Origin of the sequence: Arthrobacter sp. FB24, assembly GCF_000196235.1 — a bacterium.
Classification (GTDB): domain Bacteria; phylum Actinomycetota; class Actinomycetes; order Actinomycetales; family Micrococcaceae; genus Arthrobacter.
This window is the reverse complement of sequence record NC_008541.1, coordinates 452,551-478,843: the sequence shown is the minus strand read 5'-3', so window position 1 is coordinate 478,843 and position 26,293 is coordinate 452,551. Positions and strand designations below refer to the sequence as shown.

Annotated in this window: 29 protein-coding genes; 18 read left to right on the top strand and 11 right to left on the bottom strand. The window is 64.9% G+C overall.

Annotation, left to right across the window (positions count from 1 at the left end; genetic code table 11):
- Positions 1-98 precede the first annotated feature (98 nt).
- On the bottom strand, positions 99-635 hold the full coding sequence (locus tag ARTH_RS02310; RefSeq protein ID WP_011690321.1) for a hypothetical protein: 537 nt from the start codon (positions 633-635) through the stop codon (positions 99-101).
- Positions 636-1,061: 426 nt separating this feature from the next.
- Here ARTH_RS02310 and ARTH_RS02305 point away from each other — a divergent pair, with 426 nt between their 5' ends.
- From ARTH_RS02305 to ARTH_RS02295, 3 genes are all read left to right on the top strand, one after another.
- The gene (locus tag ARTH_RS02305; RefSeq protein ID WP_011690320.1) at positions 1,062-1,499 is read left to right on the top strand and encodes a VOC family protein; all 438 of its coding nucleotides are present in this window, start codon (positions 1,062-1,064) and stop codon (positions 1,497-1,499) included.
- Between the two features lie 215 nt (positions 1,500-1,714).
- Positions 1,715-2,053 carry a YciI family protein gene (locus ARTH_RS02300; protein WP_011690319.1) on the top strand — a complete coding sequence of 113 codons (339 nt, stop codon included), beginning with the start codon at positions 1,715-1,717 and terminating at the stop codon, positions 2,051-2,053.
- 202 nt (positions 2,054-2,255) lie between these two features.
- Complete coding sequence (locus ARTH_RS02295) at positions 2,256-3,251, top strand: patatin-like phospholipase family protein (RefSeq protein ID WP_011690318.1); 996 nt, start codon at positions 2,256-2,258, stop codon at positions 3,249-3,251.
- An 87-nt stretch (positions 3,252-3,338) separates the two neighbouring features.
- On the opposite strand, the gene ARTH_RS24040 is transcribed toward ARTH_RS02295, so the two are convergent.
- Positions 3,339-3,698, bottom strand: coding sequence for a hypothetical protein (locus ARTH_RS24040; protein WP_011693995.1), 360 nt, complete (start codon positions 3,696-3,698; stop codon positions 3,339-3,341).
- 286 nt (positions 3,699-3,984) lie between these two features.
- Here ARTH_RS24040 and ARTH_RS02285 point away from each other — a divergent pair, with 286 nt between their 5' ends.
- Both ARTH_RS02285 and ARTH_RS24370 read left to right on the top strand, forming a co-directional pair.
- Positions 3,985-4,866 (top strand): helix-turn-helix transcriptional regulator, encoded by an 882-nt coding sequence (locus ARTH_RS02285; protein ID WP_043429286.1) that lies wholly within the window; start codon positions 3,985-3,987, stop codon positions 4,864-4,866.
- A complete protein-coding gene (locus ARTH_RS24370) occupies positions 4,863-4,988 on the top strand; it encodes a hypothetical protein (RefSeq protein WP_269534741.1) in 126 nt (41 codons plus the stop codon). The genes ARTH_RS02285 and ARTH_RS24370 overlap by 4 nt, the downstream gene beginning before the upstream one ends.
- Before the next feature lie 79 nt (positions 4,989-5,067).
- Here the strand turns inward: ARTH_RS24370 and ARTH_RS02280 are convergent, their stop codons facing one another.
- A complete protein-coding gene (locus tag ARTH_RS02280; RefSeq protein ID WP_011690315.1) occupies positions 5,068-5,652 on the bottom strand; it encodes a hypothetical protein in 585 nt (194 codons plus the stop codon).
- Between the two features lie 189 nt (positions 5,653-5,841).
- Between ARTH_RS02280 and ARTH_RS02275 the strand changes: the two genes are divergently transcribed.
- A complete protein-coding gene (locus ARTH_RS02275) occupies positions 5,842-6,201 on the top strand; it encodes a hypothetical protein (protein WP_011690314.1) in 360 nt (119 codons plus the stop codon).
- A gap of 35 nt (positions 6,202-6,236) precedes the next feature.
- On the opposite strand, the gene ARTH_RS02270 is transcribed toward ARTH_RS02275, so the two are convergent.
- Entirely contained in the window at positions 6,237-8,006 is a 1,770-nt protein-coding gene (locus ARTH_RS02270; RefSeq protein ID WP_011690313.1) for an alpha/beta fold hydrolase, read from the bottom strand.
- Positions 8,007-8,211: 205 nt separating this feature from the next.
- Positions 8,212-8,610 carry a DUF1304 domain-containing protein gene (locus ARTH_RS02265; RefSeq protein ID WP_011690312.1) on the bottom strand — a complete coding sequence of 133 codons (399 nt, stop codon included), beginning with the start codon at positions 8,608-8,610 and terminating at the stop codon, positions 8,212-8,214.
- A 121-nt stretch (positions 8,611-8,731) separates the two neighbouring features.
- On the opposite strand from ARTH_RS02265, the gene ARTH_RS02260 reads away from it, so the two are divergent.
- Complete coding sequence (locus ARTH_RS02260; protein WP_043429285.1) at positions 8,732-9,769, top strand: helix-turn-helix transcriptional regulator; 1,038 nt, start codon at positions 8,732-8,734, stop codon at positions 9,767-9,769.
- 27 nt (positions 9,770-9,796) lie between these two features.
- On the opposite strand, the gene ARTH_RS02255 is transcribed toward ARTH_RS02260, so the two are convergent.
- From ARTH_RS02255 to ARTH_RS02240, 4 genes are all read right to left on the bottom strand, one after another.
- On the bottom strand, positions 9,797-10,063 hold the full coding sequence (locus tag ARTH_RS02255) for a hypothetical protein (RefSeq protein WP_011690310.1): 267 nt from the start codon (positions 10,061-10,063) through the stop codon (positions 9,797-9,799).
- Between the two features lie 229 nt (positions 10,064-10,292).
- On the bottom strand, positions 10,293-11,228 hold the full coding sequence (locus ARTH_RS02250) for a hypothetical protein (RefSeq protein ID WP_043429284.1): 936 nt from the start codon (positions 11,226-11,228) through the stop codon (positions 10,293-10,295).
- Between the two features lie 24 nt (positions 11,229-11,252).
- Positions 11,253-11,972 (bottom strand): TetR/AcrR family transcriptional regulator, encoded by a 720-nt coding sequence (locus tag ARTH_RS02245; protein ID WP_011690308.1) that lies wholly within the window; start codon positions 11,970-11,972, stop codon positions 11,253-11,255.
- A gap of 76 nt (positions 11,973-12,048) precedes the next feature.
- Positions 12,049-12,450, bottom strand: coding sequence for a cytochrome c oxidase subunit 4 (locus ARTH_RS02240; protein WP_011690307.1), 402 nt, complete (start codon positions 12,448-12,450; stop codon positions 12,049-12,051).
- Positions 12,451-12,724: 274 nt separating this feature from the next.
- Here ARTH_RS02240 and ARTH_RS02235 point away from each other — a divergent pair, with 274 nt between their 5' ends.
- Positions 12,725-13,297 carry a dihydrofolate reductase family protein gene (locus ARTH_RS02235; RefSeq protein ID WP_011690306.1) on the top strand — a complete coding sequence of 191 codons (573 nt, stop codon included), beginning with the start codon at positions 12,725-12,727 and terminating at the stop codon, positions 13,295-13,297.
- Positions 13,298-13,322: 25 nt separating this feature from the next.
- Here the strand turns inward: ARTH_RS02235 and ARTH_RS02230 are convergent, their stop codons facing one another.
- Entirely contained in the window at positions 13,323-14,456 is a 1,134-nt protein-coding gene (locus tag ARTH_RS02230; protein ID WP_232223631.1) for an acyl-CoA dehydrogenase family protein, read from the bottom strand.
- A 160-nt stretch (positions 14,457-14,616) separates the two neighbouring features.
- Here ARTH_RS02230 and ARTH_RS02225 point away from each other — a divergent pair, with 160 nt between their 5' ends.
- The 10 genes from ARTH_RS02225 (at position 14,617) to ARTH_RS02180 (ending at position 25,526) form a co-directional block, all read left to right on the top strand.
- The gene (locus ARTH_RS02225) at positions 14,617-16,359 is read left to right on the top strand and encodes an AMP-binding protein (protein ID WP_011690304.1); all 1,743 of its coding nucleotides are present in this window, start codon (positions 14,617-14,619) and stop codon (positions 16,357-16,359) included.
- A gap of 30 nt (positions 16,360-16,389) precedes the next feature.
- Positions 16,390-16,896, top strand: coding sequence for a MarR family winged helix-turn-helix transcriptional regulator (locus ARTH_RS02220; RefSeq protein WP_043429282.1), 507 nt, complete (start codon positions 16,390-16,392; stop codon positions 16,894-16,896).
- A gap of 10 nt (positions 16,897-16,906) precedes the next feature.
- A complete protein-coding gene (locus ARTH_RS02215; protein ID WP_011690302.1) occupies positions 16,907-17,335 on the top strand; it encodes a DUF1761 domain-containing protein in 429 nt (142 codons plus the stop codon).
- 143 nt (positions 17,336-17,478) lie between these two features.
- Complete coding sequence (locus ARTH_RS02210) at positions 17,479-18,111, top strand: class I SAM-dependent methyltransferase (protein WP_011690301.1); 633 nt, start codon at positions 17,479-17,481, stop codon at positions 18,109-18,111.
- A gap of 130 nt (positions 18,112-18,241) precedes the next feature.
- Complete coding sequence (locus ARTH_RS02205; protein ID WP_232223572.1) at positions 18,242-19,285, top strand: LacI family DNA-binding transcriptional regulator; 1,044 nt, start codon at positions 18,242-18,244, stop codon at positions 19,283-19,285.
- On the top strand, positions 19,282-20,262 hold the full coding sequence (locus tag ARTH_RS02200) for an ABC transporter permease (RefSeq protein ID WP_011690299.1): 981 nt from the start codon (positions 19,282-19,284) through the stop codon (positions 20,260-20,262). The genes ARTH_RS02205 and ARTH_RS02200 overlap by 4 nt, the downstream gene beginning before the upstream one ends.
- Before the next feature lie 7 nt (positions 20,263-20,269).
- Positions 20,270-21,232, top strand: coding sequence for a carbohydrate ABC transporter permease (locus ARTH_RS02195; RefSeq protein ID WP_011690298.1), 963 nt, complete (start codon positions 20,270-20,272; stop codon positions 21,230-21,232).
- Between the two features lie 82 nt (positions 21,233-21,314).
- Entirely contained in the window at positions 21,315-22,925 is a 1,611-nt protein-coding gene (locus ARTH_RS02190; protein WP_011690297.1) for an ABC transporter substrate-binding protein, read from the top strand.
- Between the two features lie 109 nt (positions 22,926-23,034).
- A complete protein-coding gene (locus ARTH_RS02185) occupies positions 23,035-24,528 on the top strand; it encodes a glycoside hydrolase family 32 protein (protein WP_011690296.1) in 1,494 nt (497 codons plus the stop codon).
- Positions 24,525-25,526 (top strand): PfkB family carbohydrate kinase, encoded by a 1,002-nt coding sequence (locus ARTH_RS02180; RefSeq protein WP_011690295.1) that lies wholly within the window; start codon positions 24,525-24,527, stop codon positions 25,524-25,526. Before ARTH_RS02185 ends, ARTH_RS02180 begins: the two co-directional genes overlap by 4 nt.
- Here ARTH_RS02180 and ARTH_RS02175 read toward each other — a convergent pair.
- Positions 25,513-26,292, bottom strand: a complete 780-nt coding sequence (locus ARTH_RS02175) for an enoyl-CoA hydratase (protein WP_011690294.1) — start codon at positions 26,290-26,292, stop codon at positions 25,513-25,515. The two genes, ARTH_RS02180 and ARTH_RS02175, sit on opposite strands and share 14 nt — an antisense overlap.
- Position 26,293: the final 1 nt, after the last annotated feature.

Below are 26,293 nucleotides of genomic sequence, written 5' to 3'. Positions count from 1 at the left end.
ACGGCTGCAACCCGCTACAAGCGGCCTCGAGATCCGGGAAGAAATCCCCTGGGCTGGTCGCTCCTCTCTGACCCCGGTACGCGGAAATCAGCGCTTTTTTATCCGTCGGTAATTCTTACTCCGGCGACGGCCCCTGTCCAAGGACCCGTCGGGTCGTGTCGCATCAGCATTGCGGCGACGTATCCCTCCTGCAACTCAACAACCTGCGACAAGACGCCTGAACAATCAAGATCGAGCGACAGTAGCTCCTTTGACCCGGGGCGGGAGAGGAACACTTGCGCATCCGGAATACCCACGCAGGCTGCCGTGACGGTGTACCGGCCGGCGGTCTGCACCTTTACGGTTTTGCTGAAACCAACCCCTGGTCCGTCGGCAGGGCCGGAGTCTTCAAGGAGCACGGAGCCTTGGGCCACTGCGAGGCTCTTCTCCAGTTCGGCGTAGTTGCGCGTTTCGGTATCCAGTATCTCCGGACCCTTCGTTGGGACGGAAGGAGCGGGGCGCGTGCTACGCACCGCGGTGGCCGTCGGATCACCGAAATCCTCATAGGTGCAGGCTGCCAGGACACCCGCCAGCAGCATGCTCAGGACTGTCGCCGCAGCACTACGGACTAGTCTCGTTCCCCCACGACCTGACATGGGCCGAGTCTACGGTCCGTTCGCCGAAAGGCAAGACACATGCGTTTCGATAGCGTTGTGAGCCCAAAGCGGCCAGAGCGCGCGGAATGGGTGGCATCAAAAGACCGTGAACTGCCGATTTCCCCAAAATCAGCGTTGTAATACCCGCCCAGAGGACGGTGGCGATTCCAATGGCTATCGCGAACGCCTGGTACCGTGGGCCGGCTCATTCGCGGGTTTCCGGCAGCGCGTTGAAGGGAAGATTCCTGAGGTTGGTGACATGGTTGAACACGGAAACAGCGGCACTGGGCGCACTGGGAGCCCCAACTGACGTATTTTTAGCCGGATTCGACTAGCCGCAGTGCTACGGCCACAGGGCGGGAGGATGTTAAGTCGAGTCCAGGCTCGCCTCTGGAGCAATTCAATCCGCTTTGGTAGCTTCAACGCATGGCCATCAAACTTGAGAACGTCGGTATCGCCGTTCGCGACCTCGAAGCAACAATCGCCTTTTTCACCGACCTTGGGCTCACGGTCATCGGGCGCGACACGGTCAGCGGCGAGTGGACCGATACTGCCGTCGGGCTGGATGGCAACCACGCCAAGATTGCGATGCTGCGGACCCCCGACGGTCATGGTCACCTTGAGCTCTTCGAATACATCCATCCCAAAGCGATCGAGTCGAACCCAACTCGTCCCAACGACATAGGCATGCACCGCGTGGCCTTCTCGGTCGACGACATAGACAAAGCCCTTGAGATAGCTGCGAAGCACGGTTGCCATCCTCTACGCGGCGTGGCGACCTACCGCGACGAATATAAACTCACGTACCTCCGCGGTCCCAGCGGAATCCTCGTGATGCTTGCCGAGAAACTGAAGAAAGACTGACACCCGAGCGGCCCAATTAGCCTGTGTTGGCCATGGCGGGCGGCGCCAGCCGACGCATAGAGGTGGACGCCCATCCGGCTCGTACCTCCTGGATCATCAGCTCGCCACGGTTGCCTCCTACGCAGAATGCTCGGGGAGCGTTCGGAATGCAGATGGTTGCCGTTAACTATCCATAACCGTTGCTGTCCGGCCCTCCTGCGGGGCACCATCGAGACATGACTAAATACCTTATCTCCTTCCCGAGCGAAGCCATGGTGCTCACCGCCGAAGAGTTCCCGATCGTCTCCGCCGAATCCCACGCCGTGATCGAGGAGGCGAAGGCCGCAGGCGTCTACGTATTCGGCGGTGGAATCGATGAGGAAGTCGATCCCGTGCTGGTCTCCGCTGACGGGTCGGTGAGCCCCGAGATCTATCCGGGCTCTGAGCTCAAGGGCGGGTTCACCGTGCTGGAGCTGCCGACGCGCGAGGACGCGGTCGAGTGGGCGAGGAAGATCGCGGTGGCCTGCCGTTGCTCGCAGGAGCTCCGCGAGTTCGGGTATGACCCGGCGAGCTAGCCGCCACTCGCGTTCGGCCCAGATGGTCCCGTTGCGCACCGCGGGACAGGCTGATAGCTTTCCGGTAATCGTGATCAATCGGCAGGAGGTGAGACCCATGAACGCAGTACCCAAGTGGGCGCTCCCCTTCAGTCCACGACCGCGCGACTGAGGCAGTCGTCGCCGGGGGCGCCAGACAGGCAATTCGCGAAAGGCGACTCCCATGAACACAACACCTGTTTCAACTCCCCACTTCACCTCGACGACGGCCTCCGAACGGCCGTTATCCGGCCAGGATCAGCCGCAGGTTGACGCCGCAATACGGATGGGCGCCGCGGGTGAGCGAGCGCTGGTCCTGGGTGGCGGCGGATCGACAGGCAACGCGTGGCTGATCGGCGTCGTCGCTGGCCTGTTCAGCGCGGGGCTGGACGTCACCACAGCCGACCTCACCATTGGGACGTCAGCAGGCTCGACGGCGGCGGCCCAGATAGCTGGTGCGACCCCTGCCGAGCTACTCGCCGCCGTTCTTGCTGCTGCGCCCCAGCAACGGACTGATCCGGCCAGGTCCGACGGTGGACGCGTTCCCATTGGGCCGGTGGCCGACCAGATGCGGAGGACGGGCGAGATCATCGCCGCGGCGGAGGATGCGGCCGATATGCGCCGAAGACTGGGCGCAGCCGCACTCGGCATGGATGCGGCGTCGGACGATTCCCGGCGAACACAGTGGCGCGCTACCGTCGCCGCGCGGCTGCCCAGCCAGCACTGGCCTCAACGAACGATGCTCATCACTGCGGTCGACGCCCATACCGGTGAACCGGTCGTGTTCGACCGCCACAGCGGGGTGGACCTGGCGGACGCCGTGGCCGCCAGCTGCGCCAGTGGCTTCGCCTACAGGATCGGAGACAACCGATACATCGACGGCGGCTACCGCCGATCCAGCGAGAATGCCGATCTGGCAACCGGATACCGTCGAGTGCTGGTGCTGTCGCCATTTAGCGGCAGATCACGGGCACCGCTGAAGTGGGGCCTGCATCTGGCAGCGCAGGTGGACGAGTTACGCGCCCGCGGCAGCAAAGTCGAAACTATCTTCCCGGATAGCCGCTCCGCACACATGTTCGGCGCCAACGCGATGGACCTATCGCTGCGTCCGCCCGCTGCTCGAGCTGGTTACGACCAAGGCAAAGCCCTCGCCAAGCAGCTCACCGAGTTCTGGCGCTGAAGCCCTGAAACCCGCCCGTTCCGTGGCCGTGACGACACCTGGCTGCCTCGGATGGCCGAAGGGCAGGACAGTTCGGCCCGGCCCCGGTTAGTCACCGCGTTCTTCCATGCCCGCACCTGGCTGGTCCTTCTGAACTTCATTCGGTGAAATTGCGGCATGCCTTCCGGACGGTGCTCTCCTGACAACGGGCACAGCTGCTGTGTCGAAAAACTGATATTCCGTCGCCGGGACGCGGATTGTACCGGCGGCTTCTGCCTTCCCTCGGATGAAATCGTGGTCGTCTCGCGAAAGTACAATCTGCCCGTGTTGATCCTGCTCGATGGCCTCATGGGCGCCTTGGCTGATTTTGGCCGACACAGTACGGGGCACCACCAGGCATCCGGGATTTTCCAGAAGCCAGGTCCGGGTCTCGGAATCGAGACGGTCCCACTCGTCTTTAAGGCTCATACCGGTGTGTGCCCTTCCGTTCCGGTTTGTCTTGAGGTGAATTCCGTCCAGAGTACGCCTCCGGTCAATCGGTTGACAGCTCTTTCACCGTCTCCGCGAGAGTCACTGTCTTGCACGCGTCAACTACGGCCGTGCCAGACCGGCTATCAGGCCGGGTGGGGAGCGTTGCGGGTTCACGCTTCATCTTTTCAACGCCACCGTCATTTCCATATGGCGGGGATTCACGGCCGGTCCGGGTAACGCCAGTCCCTCCCTCGTCCCGGGGCGAGGGCGTAGCGTGAAAACCATGACACACAGTGACGACGTGCGGAAGTTCCTGACCTCCCGCCGCGCAAGGATTACGCCAGATGAGGCCGGGCTGCCCGTCTACGGTGGCAACCGGCGCGTTAGTGGCCTGCGCCGCGAGGAAGTCGCCATGCTCGCCGGGATGAGCATCGATTACTACATCCGCCTTGAGCGAGGCAACCTTTCCGGCGCCTCAGACAGCGTCCTCGAAGCGCTCGCGCGCGCTCTTAAGCTCGACGATGCCGAAACGGCCCACCTGTTTGACCTTGCCCGCGCCGCCACGGCCGCTCCCCGTGTACGGCGCAAGCGTAGCCCGCAGACAGTACGGCCGAGCGTGCAACGCGTCATTGATGCAATCACGGCCGCACCGGCTTGGGTCCGCAACGACCGCGGGGATGTCCTCGCCGCCAACGAGCTGGGCTCTGCGCTCTATCTGGACCTGATGGCCGAAAAGACCGCCCCGCCGAACAGCGCACGGTTCACCTTCCTGAACCCGAAGGCGCGGGACTTCTTCGCCGATTGGGAACGCGCGGCAGATGACATCGTCGCTGTCCTGCGGTCCACCGCCGGGAAAAACCCTTACGACAAGGACCTCACGGACCTGATCGGTGAACTCTCAACCCGAAGCGAGGAGTTCCGCACCCGCTGGGCACGGCACGACGTGAAGTACCACCGCGCCGGCCGGAAGCGGCTCCACCACCCGGTCGTGGGGGATCTTGACTTGAGTTTCGAAGCATTTGAACTGCCCGCAGACCCGGGACTGCGCATCAACGTCTACACAGCAGACCCAGGGACACCCTCCGAGGACGCGCTCAAAGTCCTCGCCAGCTGGGCCGCCACCCAGCGGAACACCGCAAAGGCCGCCGTGAAGGAGAATAAATGAACGACCGTCCCTCCACCGTGCTGATCGTCGGCGCAACCGGAAGCATCGGCCCGGCCGTCGACGGAGTCGACGCGATCGTGTTCACCCACGGACCTCCAGCGAACGGCGCAGCGTCGTCGTGATCCCGGCCAGCGCATCTGGAACGTGAGGGCGCCTGGCTTCAAAGCACAGGGCTCCTCCCGGCCGGATGACCGGGATGCTCTAATCAACCCGGCGCAGGAGGCTCGCGGCAGCGAGCTGTTCCGAAACGTAGAACACGAAGGGCGGGATGTCACCGGTCCTCGCCAGGACGGCGCCGGAGCCGAGTGCGGCGAGGCCGACGGCGGCGGCTTCCCTCCCCCTGTTGGGCAGGGAAGCCAGGGCACCGGAAAGTGAACCCAGTGCGATCACGTGCAGCCACGAGTAGGCAAGGAACGGCCATCCGGCAAGGCCGCGCGCGGCGAAGCGCTCAAGATCCGAGGCGCGCAAGGCAAGCTGGGACACGAACAACGGCGCCCCTGCGGCGAGCGCGACGGCAGCGGCGGCCGCAAAGGCCCTTGTCCTTCCGGGCGGAAGGGCAAGGGCCACCCGCACGAAGGCAACAGGCACGGCCGCGGTGCCTGCCGCGGCGATGTGCTGCCCGACGACCCATGAGCGCTTCCCTCTGCGGAGCATCTCGAGCCGTAGACCGGGGTCCTGCTCGAGGTACACGCCAGGCACCGGGCTGATGCCGATCAGCCAGACGCCAGCCGAGGCAATGGCCGCAGCCGCCGGCCGCCTGGCTCCTTCCAAGTCCACGCTGGACATTCGATTCCCCTTCCGCTGCACCCCCTTTTAGGCCAAGAATGGGGCATGGAGCTGCCCATGACAAGGGCCAACCCTCAGCGGGTGCGGGGCCGTCCGGAGCACCTCGATCGAGGCGCCCCCGGGCCTTACGGCAAGACCCCCGGTGTGACATAGATTGAAAGCATGGAGGAGAGTGTGTTGGCTTGAGGGATGAGCGCACTTACCGCACCCGAGACCGTTCCCATCGACGGAAAGATCTTCGCGGGTGTTACCAACTCCGGCACCGGCGAGGTTGGTGCAGCAACCCGGTTTCACTACCACCAGGACGATGACATTGTCTGGGCTGAATACTCCGGCGGCGCAATACTCCGCGGCTATCTGGTGGGAACGCGCACGGCAGACACGCTGAATTTCCGCTACTCACATGTCAGTACGGACAGGCTGACGGCCAACGGCGTGTGCGAGTCGCGTATTGAAGTGCTCGACGACGGGCGGGTGCGCTTCCACGAATCGTGGGCCTGGGAGTCCCGGCCGGAAACGGGGACCAGCGTCGTGGAGGAGATTCGCTGAGCCGGCGGTAGCTGAGCGGTAGCGGACCGCGAAGGTCAGGGCATGCGGAGGAATTCCCGTACTGTCTCGACATACTCCGCCGTCCGCGTTGCCATTACCCCGTGGCCCGCACCCGCGAAAAGCCGGACCTCAGCCGCTGGATAGAGCGCGCGGAGAGCCGCCCGCGCCCGGGGTGAGAATGCTTCGTCCCGCTCGGATTCGATCAGCAGCACCGGTGCCGGCGGTGTGGCGGCGGCGGGCACCCCCTGCACCGCTTCGGCCGGCAGATGCGCGAAGTCGTTCATTTCGCGCAATGCGGACAGCAGATCCGCCTTGCCCAGCCGGCTGAGAATGTCCCCCAGCAGTGCGTCCCAGAACTTCGAGTCGCCGTTCGCGCCCGTTACAAACCAGCGGCGCCAATTCCAGCCGGTCAAGAAACGCACAGCGTCTTCCGGAAGGACGGCGAGGCAGCGGATAAGGAGCGGCAGCCCCGGGAGCGGGGCCGCGGCCGGGCCCCCGGTGTTCGCCAGCACGAGTCGGCGCACGCGTTCGGGATGCCGGCGGGCAAAGACCTGCGCCACGAACCCGCCGAACGACGAACCCAGCACATCCGCCTCTTTGACCCCCTCGGCGTCGAGGATCGCGGCCAGTCCGTCCGCAAGCCCGGCGATTCCGGCGCCGGCGGGATAAGCCGGCGCAAGGACACGGAAGTCCCGTTCCAGCGCTTCGATCAGCAGCAGATACATGTCCGGCACCCGGGTCCCGCCGGAGGGGAGGAGCAACACCTGCTCGCCCGAACCGCCGGCGAGGTAGCGCCAGCGCACGCCGCCGACGTCGACGGTACGGTACCGGTGACCGGCACGGAAAGCGGCTAGTTTGGCGTCCAGGGCCGAAGCGTTAAGCCGTTCTTCCCCGCCGCGGCGGGGCGCGCGGCGGGGCGGCTGCGCGGGAGCGCGTTCGCTCCTCCCCGGGGGCGGCGGACGGCCTTCGAGGAAGCGGCCGACGACGGCATCGTACTCTGTCGGGTGGGTGACCGCCGCCCAGTGGCCGCCTCGCCCGAAAACGTGGGCCCTGGCGCCGGGATAGGTGGCCAGCAAGGCTTCGCGTTCGCGCGGTGTGAACCCGCGGTCGTCAGACGCAGCAATCAGCAGCACGTCCGCCGGTCGCTCGAAGGCCGATGCTGCGGAATAAAGGTCCGGATGCGCCGCCAGGTCAAGGAGCACTGCCAGCCGTGCCAGGGCCGATTCCTTGGTGTGTGCTGCGAAGAGGTCTTCCGTGTAGGCGCTGAGGAAAGCACGCTCGTCCTCTTCGGCCCCTTCGAGAAGCCGAGCAATCCTGGGACGGTAAAAAGCGGCGAGGGCGGCCTTGGGCAACACTGAGAACAGACGGACAAAGGCGCTCACCAGACGTGTGTGACCGCGGGTGTAGAGGCCGAACCCGGAAAGGACGAGCCTGTCCACCCGCTGCGGATAACGGCGGGCAAAGGCGTGGGCGACGCCGGCACCAAGGGAGTGACCGAAAACGTTCGCGGACGGGATACCCTCGGCGTCGAGAATGGCTGCGAGCCCGGTCAGGAGTTCTGCCATTGTCCGCACCGCGGGGTACGAGGGGGCGAGGACCCGGAAGCGGGGTTCGAAGGCGGTGATCGTGCGGAACGCGGACTCGCCGAACGAGAACCCGCCGCCCAGGACAAGGAGTGCCGGCCCGGCGCCCCTCGCGCCCGGGGGTGCCTGCCCCGGGACGTAGTTCCATTCGACGCCGCCGACAGTCAGCGAGCGGTACGTGTGCGTGGCCCGGAAGGCCCGTAGCTCGGCATAGCCGTCCATGCATCCTCCCGCCGGATGGCCTGATAGCAGGGAGACTACGCCGCTGCTTCCGCCCGTCGCAAGGGATGACGCGCAGCCGCCGGGGACCCCGGGCTCGTCCACTCGATAGCTATTTAGATGGGTTGTAGCGTTTTACTTGCGAAGGTCCGTCTGTCCCCCATAGGCGGGCCTTCGTTGTCCGTGAAACCCGCTGGGCAGGCCCCGTTCAGAACGCCGAGGCGACCAGCGCAATCAGGGCGGGCACGGTAGCCGCGAGCGTTCCGGGAATGCTGTCCCCCTTCGTCGGGTAGTGCCCCAAGGCATCGGCCAGTGCCATGGTGGCCCCGCCCAGGACCATGTAGGCGCAGCAGTAGGTGACCAGCGTCCGGCCAACCACCTCGCTCCCGGTATTGAGGGCCACTAGTCCCGCAATGACCCCCAGGGCAATGAGGAGGTTCCGGAAGCCCACGGGAATAGCCCACATCATGACCGCCGGGACGTTTTCGGCCGGGGTGCTCAGGAACTTCTGCACTGCGGGGCGGCGCAGGAAGAAGGCCTCAAGGGGAAACACCGCGATATAGATCAGGGCCTCGAGCAGGGCGAACAGCTGGGCAACTGCGTTCATGCTCGAAGCGTACGTCTCGGGTGGAGGTCTTCCCATCCCCGGCCGAGGGGGTTCCGCCAGGGTCCGGAAGATCCCCCAATGAGGGGATTGCAGTCCGCCTTCTGCGGCGGATACTGGAAGCATGTGGGCAGATCGCGCAGAGCGGGCCCGGCAGGAGATCGCCGCTATGGCGGCCACCGGCATGGGCGTGGCTGAGCTGCACGCCGCAGCGCTCGCCGTCGTGCATGAAACCGTACCTTTTCAGCAGGCCTGCTGGGCCGGCGTCGACCCCGCAACCCTGATCATGACCTCGATCACCAACTGGCCGCCCTGGCCGACGCCCGACGAATACGGCGTGCGCTTCGCCGAGACTGAATACGCCGGCACGGAGCCGAACCCCTTCGCGCAGCTGACCCGTCGGCCGATGCCGGCCGCCCGGCTGTCCGATGTAGCGCACCGCGACGTGGTCAGGAGCGTGCGGCTCAACGACCTGCTCCGCCCGCAGGGGCTGGAGCACGAACTGCGTGCGGTATTCCGGACCGATGACGTGTGCTGGGCCGTGGGCGGGCTGTTCCGTGAGTCGGGTCCGGACTTCACTGACCGGGAAGTGGATTTCCTGAGTTCCATCGCAGCGGCCTTGGCCGCCGCCACCCGGGTCGCGGTGCGCGTGGAACGGCCCGCGTTGCGCGGGCCGGACGGTCCCGTGATCGTCCTGGTGGGACCGCGCGGCGAGGTGCGTGCCGCCACGCCGGCCGCCGCCACCTGGCTGGCGGCGCTGGAGGACCAGGCACCCGGCCGTTTCGGCATGACCCTGTATTCCGTGGTGGGCGCCGCAAAGGCCGCTGCCTCCGGGACGGCCCGCATGAGGATGCGCGACGTAGGGGACCACTGGGTGGTGCTGCAGGCCAGCCGGCTCATCACCGGAGACGACCCCGGCCAGATGGTGGTCACGGTGGAACCGGCCACCACGCACGAAATGGTCACCTTCCTGCTCGCCGCATACGGCGCCACGCCCCGGGAACGGGACGTCTGCCTTGAGGTGGTCGCCGGCTCGGCGACGACGGAAATCGCCGAGCACCTGTACATCTCGCCGCACACGGTGCACGACCACCTGAAATCCCTCTTTGAAAAGGTGGGAGTGGGGAGCCGCGGCGAACTGGTGGCCAGGCTGCTCACCTGAGGCTCAACCAGTGCTGTCCGGTGGCCTTTACGTCAGGGATTCAACCGACGTACCCCGGCCTTGCAGGAGCATCCTCCGGCCGTTGCCGCCGTCGGCCCAGACCCAGAGGACCGAGCCGTCGCGGGTGGAGTCATCCACCACGCCGGTGCCGGTCACGTGCCCGTCGGCGAAGCGGACGTGTTCGCCGGTCCGGAACCGCGGATGCTTGGTTCGCTTCCGGGACGTCCGGACAGACGGGAGGCTTCCCGTCCCGTGTTCTCCCCCGGTATCCGGGATGTCCTGGTCATTGCTCATCGTTACTCTCCTGGGATCGAAACCGGGAGTCCCCCGGCGGCCTGCGCCGACCCAATAAAAGATGGGCCCGCATCAACTGATGCCAGCCCATTACGACCCTGCCTGCTGCTCTCAGGTCACGTGACGCGCACGTAGTGGTTGCCAGCGTAGCCGTGCCCTTGGTATCCGGAACAACTCCGGCCGAGGAACCGGATTGTGACCGGGCACCGGAGGGCGCGGGCCCGAACAGCTACTGCCCGTCGTACCAGTCGAGTACCCGCAGCGCCCTGAGGGTGTTCCAGCGGCTCGGGCGTCCGTCACCGTCCTCCATGGCGAAGTGGATCCGGCCGGGGTGGGTGTTTTCCAGCAGCCATGTACCATCGGGTTGCCGTTTTGGGCGGAGCACCTCCACAGCTTCGGAGACGCGTTCGTCCGGGCGGTTGCCGGCGGCGCGGAAGTAGTCGAGGCCGCGCAGGGCGTCGTAGAACCAGCGGGTCGGGTAGGAGAACTCCAGCCAGTCACGGTCGATCAGTTCGCCGGTGCTCTTGCGCCGAAGGAGTCCACGCTCCAGCAGGTATTCCTCGCCGCGCTGCCTGGCCGCAACCGAGACCGGCGAACCGCCGGTAGCGCGCTCGTACTCCAGCAGGCCTTCCAGAACGTTGATCGTCGTCCCGAACGACGAACGCACCGAGCCTCTTTCCGCCTCACAGTTCCATCCGCCGTCGGCGAGCTGCTCACGCAGCAGACGCCCCACCACGACGTCGACGTTTTCGCCGAAGTACGCGCCGAGTGCGACGGCCATACCGTTGATACACGGCTCCACTTCTCCATCGAAGAACGGCTGGCCGCCTTCCTCCCAACGGCTGTTTTCGCGGACGAGGTCCACGGCACGGCGGGCCTGGCCGCTACGCGGGTCCAGCCCGAAATCCCGCAGCAGCAACAGGCTGTACGTGGTCGCCGTCCAGGGCTGGCCTTTCTCGGACTCATCGAACTGCGCCGGGAAGTACGTGCCGCCGTCCCACTGGCCGTTTTCATCCTGCAGCTCCAGCAGGCGCGCACCCCAGCCTTGGGTGGCCACGCGGGTTCGTTCGGCCTCCACGTCCTCGGGCGGTGCGCCCGTGAGGTCACGCAGGACCTGCCAGCGGATCGCGGGGTCGGAGTCAAGCAGCCAGTCGAGCGCCTCCATCCCCACAAGCTAACACCTGGCGGGCTATCGCTCCAGCTTCGCCTGCCCCGACGTCCAGCCCTGCCGGTGGAAGCGCTCGAACCCGTCCAGGAGGAGGTCAAGCGCGAACTCGAACTCGAACTGGTCGTCGCAGCCCTGCGAAACCACCGACCCGTCGTCGTGATTCGCGGCCAGGGCCACCTGCAAGATGTTCGGATACCGCTGCGCCATCTCGTGGAGCATGGCCGCCTGCGTTTCAGGGGCCAGATCGGCCGGCACCGCGTTGGCTGAATCGTCGAACAACTCCTGGGTAAACCCCCACATGCGGCTGCCGAGTGCATGCATCACGTGATGGGTGAGGTCGACGGAAAAACCGCCGGCCAGGAACATGCCGATGAACGAATCCATGTAGCCAAGGACCGCCGGCGTCCTGGTGGTGCGGGATTCAAGCACCTGGCGGGCCCATGGATGCCGCAGCAAGGACTTTCTCGCCGACAGGACCCTCAGCCGCACCGCGTTCTTCCAGCCGGCGTCGCTGGCGGGAGGATCGATTTCGGCAACAAGCACGTCCACCATGCCGTCAAGGAGTTCCTCCTTGTTGGCGACGTGCTTGTACAGCGCCATCGGCACCACGCCAAGCTCCTGCGCCAGCCTTCTCATGCTGAGTGACTCGATACCCGCTGCATCGGCCAGTACGACGGCGGCAGTCAGGACGCGGTCCCGGTTCAGCGGGATCCGGCGCGTGGCTTCCGCCTGCTGAGTCATGTGGGCACCTTAGCTAGCCGATTCTTGTCAACGAGTGTACTACGTACACCCGTGACTGCTGGAGGGCGCCCCGCTGCTAGTGGGCGTGATCCCCGCGGCTGTACTCGAAAACCCAGCCAATCAACGCCACCAGCGCAAATCCTGCACCGATGTAGACGATCCAAAATCCAATAGCCAGGCCCAGGAACCCGGTTGCCGCGGAGATGCCCACGGCAATCGGCCACCAGCTCCAGGGGCTGAACTGACCCTGCTCGCCTGCGCCTTCGTGGATCTCCGCGTCATGGCGGTCCTCTGGACGCATCCCTACCCGCCGGCCGGTGTAGCCGAGGTAGCCCCCGATCAGTCCGGCCAGGCCTCCGACCAGCCACAAGGCCAGGAAGCCCACTGGCTCGGTCCAGCCTGTGACAAAGCCATAAACCACGCCCACGGGTACGAAGAACATGGCCAGGCCTCCGAAAATCCATGATTCGATCTTCATGGTTCCTCCTTCTATGGCGCATCCAAGTCGGGGCTGCCCACACGCGGTTCCCCTAGCACCAACTGTGGCCTTCAGTACGGTCCGGCGTAAGGGACGAAGGACCCCCTCTCCGTCAATGCAACGGCGAGTTCTTCACGCCCGCCGGCCAGCACGCCTTCATCGAATCGAAACTCGCCATGCATGCCTGTCCTGTTCCAACGCATCCTTGAGTGATTCACTGGAAGATACGACGGCGGTCCCGCTCGGGTGCCCGCCCTACCAGGGAGGGACCCACATGCGGAAGATCATTCTGATGGCGTCAGTGTCGGTGGACGGGTACTTCGAAGGGCTGGACCGTGACATCAGCTGGCACCTGGTGGACGAGGAACTGCACCAACACTTCAACGATGAGTGCAAGGGGCTGGGAGGGTTCCTGGACGGAAGGCTCACCTACGAGTTGATGGCCGACTACTGGCCCACGGCGGACCAGGATCCAAACAGCCCGGCGGTCGAGGTCGAGTTCGCAAGGATCTGGCGCGACATGCCAAAGTTCGTCTTCTCCCGGACCCTCACCGACGCCGACTGGAACACCACGGTGATGCACGACGTCGTGCCTGAAGAAATCGCGGAACTGAAGGCGCAGCCCGGCGGCGACCTTGCAGTCAGCGGCGCCAATCTGGCCGCAACGTTCATGCGGCTCGGCCTGATCGACGAATACCGGATCTACGTGCACCCCGTGGTCCTCGGCCAAGGCAACGGCCGGCCGCTGTTCGAGTCACCGGACGTCCGGCTGAACCTGAAGCTGTTAGGCACGCACACGTTCGGCAACGGAGTAGCTCTCCTCCACTATGAGCGTGGCCAGGACTAGCGCGGCTGCGGAATAACGCCAGCCCTCAGACGAACGCGGACTTCCCCGTCACGGCACGCGCCACGATCAGCGAGTTGATCTCGTAGCTGCCCTCGTAGGTGTAGAGAATTTCCGCGTCGCCAAAGAGCTTGCCCATCTCGTAGTCGCTGCTGATGCCGTTTCCGCCCATCAGCGACCTGCCCATCGCCACGGAAGCCCGCGCCAGCCGGGTGGTAGTGGACTTGGCCATGGCCGCCTGCACCATTTCCAGCTTGCCGTCCTGCTGGATCCGGGCCAGCTGCGCCATCAGCGCCAGGGAGGCACTGGCGTTGCCCAGGATTTCGGCCAGTTGCTGCTGTATCAGCTGGAAGCGCGCCAGTTCCTTGCCGAACTGCTTTCTTTCCAGGGCATACGCCCGGGCGACGTCGAACGCGGCCAGCTGGATCCCGGCACATTGCCAGCCCACCCAGGCCCGCGAATCCCGCAACAGGTCGTTGGCCTTCGAAAAATCCGTGGCGCCCGGCAGGAGGTTGGATTCCGGGATCCGGACTTCGTCCAGAACGATGTCCGCGTTCTGCATGATCCGCAGGCCGATCTTGTTGGAAATCTTCGTGGCGGAGTAGCCGGGACGGTCCGTCTCCACAATGAAGCCCTTGATCTGCCGGTCCGCCTCGTCCCGTGCCCACACCAGCGCAAAGTCAGCAATAGTCCCGGCGCCGATCCAGCGTTTGGCGCCGTTGATCACCCATTCACCGCGCTCCAGCCGGGCTGACGTTTCGAGGCCGCCGGCAATGTCCGAACCGTGATCCGGCTCCGTCAGCGCGAAGGCCCCCAGCTGCGTAAAGGCTTTCAGCCCGGGAAGCCAGCGCTGCTTCTGCGCTTCCGAACCGAGCTCGTCGATCATTCCTACGATCAGCTCGTTGTGGATCCCTACCAGGGCGGACAAGGACACATCGGCACGGGCAACTTCCACATACATCAGGCCCTTGAAGAGTGCCGACGTTCCGTCTGTCTGCAGCCCGCCGAGCCCGAACTTTCCCATCTCTGCCAGCAGGCCAAACGGAAATTCCTCGCGGTTCCAGTATTCGATCGAGGCCGCGCGGATGCGGGACTGGAGGAATTCCCGCACTTCCAGGTACCGCGAGCGCTCCCCCGCCGGCAGCAAATCCACGATGTACATCAGGTCCGCCTCCGGGAACGGCGGCTGCTCCGGAACTGTGGTGGTTTCTCCGTCGTCACGTCGTTGTGGCTGCACCGGCACGCATCCCTTCACTCTTCCAAACCCTTGGATGTCCTAGTATATTGCACAGTGACATGGATCACTAGGCGAAAGGGCCCCCATGACAGTCACCGACGACTTCCGGGCCGCGAGGGACAGGCTTCTGGCCCTCCACGAGGACTACGACCAGGCGCGGGATGAGTTCCAGTGGCCACGCTTTGAAGAATTCAACTTCGCCCTCGACTGGTTCGACCAGATCGCGGCCGACCCCGCCACGGGCGCCAAGCCCGCCCTGGTGATCGTGGAGCAGGACGGCAGCGCTACCCGGCGGAGCTTCGCGGAGCTGGCCGCGCGCTCCAACCAGGTTGCCAACTGGCTAAGGAGCCAGGGCGTTCGCCGCGGCGACCGGATGATCATCATGCTGGGCAACCAGGTGGAACTGTGGGAACTCATGCTGGCCGGCATCAAGCTGGGCATCGTGCTGATTCCCACCACCACCCTGATGGGGCCGGCGGACCTGGCGGACCGGGTTGAACGCGGCGAGGCGGGCTGGGCCGCCGTCGGAAGTTCCAACATCGGCAAGTTTTCCGGCGTCCCGGGCAACTACAAACTGATCGAAATCGCCGACGGCGGCAACGCCGCCGAAGCTGCCGCCGAAACGACGGCAGGTGTTGCCCGGTACGCGGACGCTGACGGTGCCCCGACAGACTTCACGCCGGACGCACCTACCAAAGCGGACGAAACCCTGCTCCTCTACTTCACGTCCGGGACCACGTCCAAAGCCAAGCTCGTGGAGCACACGCACACGTCCTACCCCGTGGGCCACCTGTCCACCATGTTCTGGATCGGCATGGGACCCGGCGATGTGCATCTCAACGTCGCTTCGCCCGGCTGGGCCAAGCACGCGTGGTCCAACGTCTTCACGCCCTGGATCGCCGAGGCCTGCGTGTTCATCTACAACTACAGCCGGTTCGATGCCAAGGCCCTCATGGAGCAGATGGACCGCGAGAAGGTCACCAGCTTTTGCGCCCCGCCCACGGTGTGGCGGATGCTGATCCAGGCCGACCTCACCCTGTTGAAGAACCCGCCCACCAAGGTGGTGTCCGCCGGCGAGCCGCTCAACGCCGAGGTGATCGACCAGGTGCACCGCGCCTGGGGCCAGACCATCCGGGACGGCTTCGGCCAGACCGAATCCACCGTGCAGATCGCCAACACGCCCGGCCAGCCGATCAAGATCGGCGCCATGGGCAAACCCCTGCCCGGTTATGACGTGGTCCTTGTGGACCCGGCAACGGGAGAAGAGGCCGACGACGGCGAGCTGTGCCTGCGACTGGACCCGCGCCCTGTGGGCCTGATGAAGGCCTACTACGGCGACCCGGAGAAGACTGCGGACGCCTTCCGCGACGGCTACTACCACACGGGCGACATGGCCAGCCGGGACGAGCGCGGCATCATCACCTACGTGGGCCGCGGCGACGACGTCTTCAAGTCCTCCGATTACCGGTTGTCCCCGTTCGAGCTGGAAAGCGTCCTGATCGAGCACCCGGCGGTGGCCGAGGCCGCCGTCGTTCCCTCCCCCGATGCGCTGAAACTGTCGGTTCCGAAAGCGTTTGTGGTCCTTGCCGCCGGGCACCAGCCCGGCCCCGAACTTGCCGAGGACATCCTGCGCTACTGCCGCGACCATCTGGCTCCGTTCAAGCGCATCCGGAGGCTGGAATTCGCGGAACTGCCCAAGACCATCTCGGGCAAGATCCGGCGCGTGGAGCTCCGGCACAGCGAGGAGCTGCGGCACGGCGGCGGCCCGCTCCCGGAGGGCCTGGGCGTCGAGTACTCGGAGTCGGATTTCCCGGGTTTGAAAAGTTAGGCTGGAGCAACCCACTTGTCAGGAGGTGCCATGGGAAACCCGCTCCCGCGCGATCCCATCGCCGATGCCCAGCGCAACTGGGAACGGCACGGCTGGGGCGACGTTGCCGCGCCCATGGCTGCCATCACGGCCATCATGCGCACCCAGCAGATCCTGCTGGCCCGGATCGAGGGAGTGCTCAAGCCCTTCGGCCTGACGTTCGCCCGCTACGAACTCCTGGCACTGCTGAGTTTCGCCCGCAGCGGCGCGCTGCCCATGAATAAGGCAAGCGCGCTCCTGCAGGTCCACCCCACCTCGGTGACAAACGCCGTCGACCGCCTCCAGGACGCAGGCCTGGTGGTCCGCTCCCCGCATCCGACGGACGGCCGTACCACCCTGATCGAGCTCACCGCCGAGGGACGCACCCTGGCCAAAAGTGCGACGGCGGCGCTCAACTCCGAGGTGTTCGGCCAGTCCGGTTTCGCCGGCCAGGACGTGGAGCAGCTGATCAGGATCCTGGGAAATTTCCGCCGGAACGCCGGCGACTTCGCCGATTGAGGAGAACGCATTGATTCCGGAAATCAACATCTGGGCCGTAGTACTGGCCACCCTGTCCAGCATGGTGGTGGGCTCGGTCTGGTACACCCCCAAGGTCTTCGGCAACTACTGGATGAAGCTCGCGAAAGTCACCCCGAGCGGGGACGCCAAGGACGCCGTCAAGCCCATCCTGATCACGCTGGTGGTCAGCTTCGTCAGCGCCCTGGTCCTTGCCGGATCGGCCGCCATTTCCCAGCACTTCTACGGCGGCAACTTCCTGGCCAACACCCTGATCACGGCCGTCATCCTGTGGGCCGGCTTCACCGCATCACGCTTCATCACCCACGATGCATTCGACGGCCGGCCCGCCGCCCTGACCGTCCTGAACTGCGCGCACGAACTGGTCACGCTGGTGGTTATGGGCCTCATCATCGGACTCTTCGGCATCAGCGCAGCCTAGCCAGGCCGCCCGGCCCGCGTTGTGAAGCCCAAGGAACTGGAGGACGCCGCGACGGCGTATCGTGGCAGTGTCACGGCGTAGCGCGGGCCGTCCCTGAGGGCACGCTGCCGGGACGTGAGTGCCGGCCAGCAAGGAGACCACGGATGAAGTTTGACGAGTCGTTCTGGGATGAACGCTACCGCCAGCACGGCTCTGTCTGGAGCCCCAATCCGAACCCGCACCTGCTGGCCGAGGCGGCCGGACTGCGCCCCGGCTCCGTGCTGGACGTAGGCAGCGGCGAGGGAGCCGATTCACTGTGGCTGGCACGCCAGGGTTGGCGCGTCACGGCGGTGGACATATCATCCGTGGCCCTGGCCAGGGCAGCCGAGAGGGCAGCCCAGGATGCTGAAGCCGCCGCGCGGATCACCTGGGTCCATCACGACCTGACCAGTTCCCCGCCGCCCTCCGGCACCTTCGACCTTGTTTCCGCGCAGTTCATGCACCTGCCCCTGGCCGAGCGGACCGAGTTGTACCACCGGCTGGCAGCGTCCGTGGCACCTGGCGGGACGCTCCTGGTTGTGGGCCACCACCCCTCCGACCTGGAAGTGGGAATCCGCCGCCCCAGCGAGCCAGGCCTGCTGTTCACCCCGGAGGAAATCGCGGCCGGGCTGGATCCGGACGAGTGGGAAATCGACGTCTGCGAAGCCCGCCGGCGGTTCGTGGAGGACGCGGACGGCAACTCGGTCGCCGTCACCGATTCAGTGCTCCGCGCCCACCGGCGGGCACCCCGTCCCTAGGGCGGCCCGGCTCGCCGGCCTACGCATCTCAACAACCAATACTTGACGGCGTCCTATGACGCAGGTTACAGTTTGTCTCGTCAGTTATACGAATAACTGATTCGTATAACCAAGGCCCAAGGAGGTGCCCGTGACTAAGTCCCGACCATCATCAGGTCCCACCATGCACGACGTAGCGGCAGCCGCCGGCGTTTCCCAGGCAACAGTTTCCTTGGTACTGAACTCCGCTTCCGGTTCCCGCTTCTCGGACGAAACCCGGAAGCGCGTGATGGATGCCGTGCAGCAGCTTGGCTACCGCACCAACGCCCACGCCAAGACTCTCCGGGACGGCATTTCGGGCATCATCGGCTTCCTGGGCGACGCCGTTGCCACCGCCCCTTTCGCAGGAAAGATCATCGAGGGGGCACAAGAGCGCGCCTGGGAGGACGGCCTCCTCCTGCTCACCATGAACACAGGTGGCGACAAAGCCCTGGAGGCAGCCTCGCTGGACTCCATGCTGTCTTACAAGGTGGCTGGCGTTGTCTACGCTGGCATGTACCACCGGCGACTCGACGTACCCGAGGCCCTCTCGACAGTCCCTTCGGTTGTGCTGAACTCGCAGGATCGCAAGCTGAGACTTCCCAGCGTTGCGCCGAATGAGGAACTGGGCGGCTACACCGCCACCCGACGCCTTCTCGACGCGGGGCATGAGCGGGTGGCGATGATCAACATCGAAACGCTCGAGAGCGAACTTCCCGCCGCCGTCGGACGCTATAACGGCTATACGAAGGCCATGGCCGAAGCCGGACTGTCCATCCGCCCGGAACTGGTGCGCTTCGGCAGCGGCAATGAGCTGGACGGATTTACCCACACCATGGACCTGATGACGGACGATAACCCGCCGTCGGCCATCTTCTGCGCGAATGACCGCACCGCGTGGGGCGCCTACCAGGCCGCCACCGAGCTGCACCTGTCGATTCCCCGCGATGTATCCATCATCGGCTTCGACAACCAGGAAACCCTGGCCCCGCATCTGCGGCCGGGTCTCACCACCCTTGAGTTGCCCTTCGTGGAAATGGGGCGCCGCGCGGTCGACCTCATCCTGCAGGGCGCCGAGCCGGACGGACGGGTCGAGTTCATGACCTGCCCCCTGATTGAACGGAACTCAGTGACACATCCAAAGGAGAAGCCATGAGCCGCACCTTGGCCCGATCCACGCCGGCACCGCCGCTGGCTCCAACACCCCGGCCCACAAGCAGGAAGCCTCTTCCGCTGCGCCTGAAAAGGGTCGGCAGGGCCTGGCAGTTATACGTATTACTAGTTCCGGCGCTGATTTACATCGCCGTCTTCAAGTACTGGCCCATGTACGGGGTGCAGATCGCATTCCGCAACTACAACCCCGTGGACGGTTTTACCGGGAGCCCGTGGGTCGGGCTGCAGCACTTCATACGGTTCATCAACTCCTACCAGTTCAGCCAGGTCGTGGGAAACACGCTCTGGATCGCCGTCCTGGGCCTGCTTGTAGCCTTCCCGATCCCGATCATCCTGGCCCTCCTGGTCAACCAGCTTCAGAGCGAGCGGTTCAAGAAGTTCACCCAGACGGTGCTGTACTCGCCGGCGTTCATCTCCACGGTGGTGGTGGTGGGCATCATGTTCGTCCTGCTTTCCCCGCGTTCCGGGCTGGTGAACAATGCGATCCAGTTGGCGGGAGGTGAACCCGTTTTCTTCATGGGCTCCGCCGAGTGGTTCCGGCCCATCTACGTGATCTCCGATGTCTGGCAAAACGCCGGCTTCGCCATGATTGTCTACCTGGCGGCCCTGTCCGGCATCGACCCTGCATTGCACGACGCCGCCAAGGTGGACGGCGCCTCCAAACTGCAGCGTATCCGGCACATCGATCTACCGGGCATCATGCCCGTGATCACTGTCCTGTTCATCCTGGCCATCGGCAACCTGCTCAACGTCGGCTTCGAAAAGGCGCTGCTCATGCAGACAAACCTGAACCTGCCGACGTCGGAAATCATCCAGACGTACGTCTACCACGCAGGCCTGCAGCAGGCCCAGTTCAGCTATTCGGCCGCCATCGGCCTGTTCAATTCCATCCTCAACCTCGTGCTGCTGCTGACCTTCAACTGGGTAGCGCGCCGGGCCAACCAAGCAACCCTGTGGTGATGCCGCTATGACCCTGAACACCAAACCCGTGGCCGTTCCGGCCCCTGCAACCAGGCCCCAACCCGCTAAGCGCATGCAAACGTTCCGCGACAGGTGGGCAGACTCCGCCTTCAACATCGCCGCCGTCACCATCCTGTCGCTGTCCATCATCGCGGTGGTCTACCCGCTCTACTTCATCGTCATCGCATCCATCAGCGATCCGAACGCCGTCTACGAAGGCAAAGTCTGGCTGTTCCCGTCCGGTGTGACACTGGAGGGATACCAGCGGATCTTCGCGGACAGCCGGATCTGGAACGGCCTGGCCAACACCGTGATCTACACCCTGCTGGGCTCGGCGATCAGCGTGACCACCATCCTGTTCGGCGCCTACGCCCTGTCCCGCAAGGACATGCCGGGGCGGAAGATCCTGATGCTCCTGTTCGTGGTGACCATGTTTTTCGACGGCGGCCTCATCACCAAGTACCTGGTGGTCCGGGACCTCGGCATGCTGGACACGGTCTGGGCGGTTGTCCTGCCCGGCGCCGTGGGCGTGTGGAACCTGATCATCGCCCGGTCCTTCTTCGAAAACACCATCCCGGGAGAGCTCCGGGAAGCCGCCCAGATGGACGGCGCCAACGACTTCACGTTCTTCTTCAAGATGGTCCTCCCCCTGTCCAAACCGCTGATCATGCTCATGATCATGGTCCACGTGGTGGCGCACTGGAACTCGTTCTTCGACGCCCTCATCTTCCTGAACGATGACACGAAATACCCGCTGCAGCTGGTGCTCCGGAACATCCTGATCCAGTCGGACGTCTCCTCCGCCGGCACCACCGGTGGAGACATCGAGTCCTACGCCGCGGCGCAGAGAATCGGCGAACTGACCAAGTACGCCATGATCGTCGTCTCCAGCCTGCCCCTGATGATCGCGCTTCCGTTCATGCAGAAGCACTTCACCAAGGGCACCATGATCGGCGCCGTGAAGAGCTGATCCCCGAAGACGAAAAGCATTACCCGACGCCGGAACCCCCTTTCGCCGTCGCCACACCCCCCACCCAGAAAAGGAACGACCCATGGCTACCAGCCGCAAGCTCGCCGTCCTTGGCGCCCTGATGGCAGGAACGATGCTGTTCACCGCCTGCTCGGGCAGCTCCAACGGTTCCGCCGCCATCAAAGACTCGTCCGCGGAGTTCGGCTTCCAGGAGACCGGCTTCCCGATCGTCAAGGACACGCTGACGCTCAAGTTCTCCGGAACCAAGTCGGCGCTCGCCCCCGATTACAACACCATGTCCCTGGTGCAGCAGTGGGAAAAGGACACCAACATCCACATCGACTGGGAGAACCTCCCGGAGACGGTGTTCAAGGAAAAGAAAAACCTCATCCTGGCCAGCGGCGACCTGCCCGACGCCTTCTTCAACAGCGGGCTCACCGACGCGGAAATCGCCACCTACTCGGCCAGCGGAACACTGATCCCCCTCGAAGACCTCATTCAGAAAAATGCCCCCAACCTGTCCAAGCTGCTCGCCGACCGGCCGGACATCAAAGCGGCCATCACCTCCTCCGACGGGCACATCTACTCCCTCCCCTCCATCGAAGAACTGGGACTCGTCCAGTTCCCCAACGAGATGGCGATCAACACCGCGTGGCTGAACAAGCTGGGCCTCCCGATGCCCAAGACCGTGGACGAACTGCATGATGCCCTGCTCGCCTTCAAGACCAAGGACGCCTCAGGCACCGGTAAAACCATCCCGCTGAGCTTCATGCCCGGCTCCTGGTGCGGTGACATCGTTGACCTCATCGCCGCCTTGGGCGGAGTCCCGGACAACATGGACCACAGGATCGTCCAGGACGGCAAGGTCATCTACACCGCCACCCAGGACGGCTACAAAAAGGCCCTCCAGACCCTGCATACCTGGTATCAGGAAGGCCTGATCGATCCAGAATCGTTCTCCCAGGATGACAAGGCCTACCTGGCCAAGGGCAAGGCCAGCACCGAAAACCTGGGCTCCTTCGTCTGGTGGGAAGTCAAGGAAATGGTCGGCGCCGACCGCGCCGGCGACTACAAACTGCTCCCCGTACTTGAGGGCGTGGACGGCAAGCGGCTCGCCAGCCAGTCCAACAACCAGGAAATCGCCCGCGGCGCCTTCGCTGTGACCCGAACCAACAAATACCCTGCCGCCACCATCCGCTGGGCAGACAACCTGTACGATCCCATCCAGTCCGCCCAGGCCAACTGGGGCCCCATCGGTGAAACCCTGCAGAAGGACCCCGCCACCGGGCTGCTGACCCAGATACCCGCGGCCGCGGGAACCAGTGAAGGCGAACGCCGCCAGAAGGTTGCCCCGGGCGGCCCGAAGGCCAACACCGCGGAGAACTTCGAGAAGGTCGTGGCACCCGAGCCGCGCGCGGCCGAGCGGCAGAAGACCGTCGAGGAGAACTACAAGCCTTTCGCAGCCAACGACGGCTACCCCCCGGTGGCACTGTCCAACGAGGAAGTGCAGCAGATCAGCACCATCGAGACGGACGTGGCCGCCATCGTCAAGCAGACCACGGCGAAATGGATCGTCTCCGGCGGCATCGAGGCGGAGTGGGACGGCTACGTCTCGCAGCTGAAGAACATCGGCCTGGACAAGATGGTGGACGTCTACCAGCAGGCCTACGACAGGTACCAGAAGAACTCCTGACCTTCCCGCATCCCAGCCGCCGGGCACGGACTTCCGTGCCCGGCGGCTCCATCAGCCTGCCCGGGCCCCACACTTCCCGCGGCAACCCCACGAAACGAGACCCTGACCCATGAACACCGCCACGCCCACCCTTGGGGCCTACCGGCCGGCGATGCACTACGCCTGCAAGGACACCTGGCTCAACGACCCCAACGGTTTGGTCTTCCACGACGGCATTTACCACCTGTACTACCAGAACAACCCGTTCGGGAACGTCCACAGCAACATGTCCTGGGGCCACGCCACATCCACGGACCTGGTGAACTGGGACGAACAGCCGGTGGCCATCCCGTGCGACGAAACAGAGGAAATCTTCTCCGGCAGCATCGTGGTGGACCAGGACAACACCGCCGGCTTCGGCCTGTCCGGAACAACCCCGCTGGTTGCCGTCTACACCAGCGCCTACAAGGCCGGTTCGGCACACGAGGGCATGCAGGCCCAGTCCATCGCGTGGAGCACCGACGGCGGATACACCTGGACCAAGTACTCTGGCAACCCGGTCCTCACCAGGAACTCGCCGGAATTCCGCGACCCCAAGGTCTTCCGCTACGACGGCCCCGCCGGAAGCTACTGGGTGATGGCCGCTGTCGAAGCCCACGACTACGCGGTGCTGCTCTATCGCTCCGGCGACCTTAAGAACTGGGAATACCTCAGCACCTTCGGCCCGGCCAACGGCACCGGCGGCATCTGGGAGTGCCCGGACCTCTTTGAACTGCCCGTGGACGGAGATGCAGGAAACACCAGGTGGGTCCTGACCGTGAACATGAACCCCGGCGGACCCAACGGAGGATCAGCAGGGCAGTACTTCGTGGGCGACTTCGACGGCGTGACGTTCACCTCCGAGACCACCGTCACGGACGGCATGCAGGACCCGGAGCGCGTGGTTGACTACCAGTGGCTCGATTGGGGCCGGGACTACTACGCGGCTGTGTCCTTCAGCAATGTCCCAGGCGGACGGCGGCTCATGATCGGATGGATGAACAACTGGCAGTATGCCAACCACATCCCCACTTCACCCTGGCGCAGCCCCATGAGCCTAGTGCGCGAAGTTGCCCTCGCCTCGATCGACGGCGAACCCCGGCTCGTCCAGCAGCCCGTGCCTGCATGCACCGAGGGTTCTGTTTCCGGACCTACCCAGCGACTGTCCCTGAACGGCGGAGTAACAGTCGACGGCGGCAAGGCAGTACAGCTGATCGAGGCCACCTTTACGCCGGGGACAGCAAGCGAGTTCGGTTTGGTGGTCTGCGGCTCCGGGAGCGGTTCATCGGGGACCCGGATCAGCATCCGCCCCGGCAGCGGACAACTCATGCTGGACCGAACCAACTCCGGCGACACCGGCTTCCACGAGGCCTTCCCGTCCATCAGCACGGCACCACTGCAGGCAGACGCTGGGACCTACTCCCTGCGGATCTTCGTGGACCACTGCTCGGTCGAAGTCTTCGCCCAGGGCGGACTAGTGACACTTACTGAGCTGATATTCCCGGATCCGGTGCACACCGGCATTACGGTGTTCTCCACCGGGGGAACGGCGGAAGCTTCCCTGCAGCTTACGGACTTGGCATGACCGCGCATCCCGAGGATTACCCCGCCGCATCAGGTCCTGACGTCCTGGTGGTCGGCGAGTCCCTGGTGGACATCGTCTCCACTACAAACGGGACGACGGAACATCCCGGCGGATCGCCGGCAAACGTCGCCTATGGCCTCGGGTGCTTGGGCGTGGACACCTCGCTCTTGACGTCCATTGGCGGGGACCGGCGCGGTTCCGTGGTTGAAAATCACCTCGCCCGCGCCGGTGTCCGGGTCCTGCCCGGCTCCCGGCATCCCGGGCGCACCGCCACAGCCACTGCCACTCTCACCGCCGAAGGGTCGGCCCGGTACGACTTCGACATCAGCTGGGAACTTCCCACAGCCGCGCCAATCGTCATCCCCCGAATCATTCATACGGGTTCCATTGCAACCTTCCTGGCTCCGGGGGCAACGGCGGTTAGGGCACTCCTGGAACAGCCACGGCCGGAATGCATGATCACGTACGACCCCAACATCCGGCCGGAACTCCTGGGCACCCAGGCTGAGGCTCGCTCGATGTTCGAAGATCTGGTTCCATTGACGAACGTGGTCAAACTCAGCAATGAGGACGCCATGTGGCTCTACCCCGGGCACAGTTTCGATGACGTGGCCTCCCGGATTCTCAAGCTGGGAGCGGAAATGGTCGCCATGACCCTCGGCCCTGGCGGGTCCCTGCTGGCGACCCGAACCGCCAAGCTGTTTATCCCGGCCATCAAGTGCGTGGTGGAAGACACCATCGGCGCTGGCGACTCGTACATGGCAGCACTCATCTACGGGCTGCTCACCGGCGGGACAGACGGCCTGGCACCCTCACAGCTCACAACAATTGGCCATACAGCGGCGATGGCTGCGGCCATCACCGTGGGCCGGGCGGGTGCGAGTCCGCCGACAGCCGAGGAACTGGACGCTGCGCTGACGGCACATGCCTCCAGTGCCGGCATAGCCGGTATGGCGCTTCCTTTCGGGGCTGGTGACGGGGCCCCTAACGGTGCTTGAACTCGGGCTGGCGCTTCTCCGTGAAGGCGGCCATGCCTTCCTTCTGGTCATCGGTGGCGAACAGCGAGTGGAAGAGGCGCCGTTCGAAAAGCACCCCCTGGGCCAGTCCCGTTTCAAACGCGGCGTTGACGGACTCCTTGGCCACCATGGCCGCCGACTTCGACTTGGACGCAATCACCTCGGCCACTTTCACGGCCTCGTCCACCACGTCAGCGGCCGGCACCACCCGGGACACCAGTCCGGCACGCTCGGCCTCCTCCGCGTCCATGAACCGCCCGGTGAGGATCAGGTCCATGGCCTTGGCCTTGCCCACGGCCCGGGTGAGCCGCTGCGATCCGCCCATGCCCGGCAGGACGCCCAGGTTGATCTCGGGCTGGCCGAACTTGGCGTTGTCCCCGGCGATGATGAAATCGCACATCATGGCCAGTTCGCAGCCGCCGCCCAGGGCAAAACCCGAGACAGCCGCCACCACCGGAATCCGGAGCCTGGTGAAATCCTCCCAGCCGCGGAACCAGTCCGCAGCGTACATGTCCATGTAGCCCTGGGCAGCCATCTCCTTGATGTCCGCACCGGCGGCGAACGCCTTGCCGGAGCCGGTGACCACCACGGCGCCCACGCCGGGATCCGAGTCCATGGCCGTGACCGCAGCAACGAGTTCGTCCATGGTGGCCTTGTTCAGCGCGTTCAGTGCTTCCGGGCGGTTGAGCGTCACCAGCCCCACGCGTCCGCGCTGTTCCACCAGAATGTTCCCGTACTCTTCCGTCATG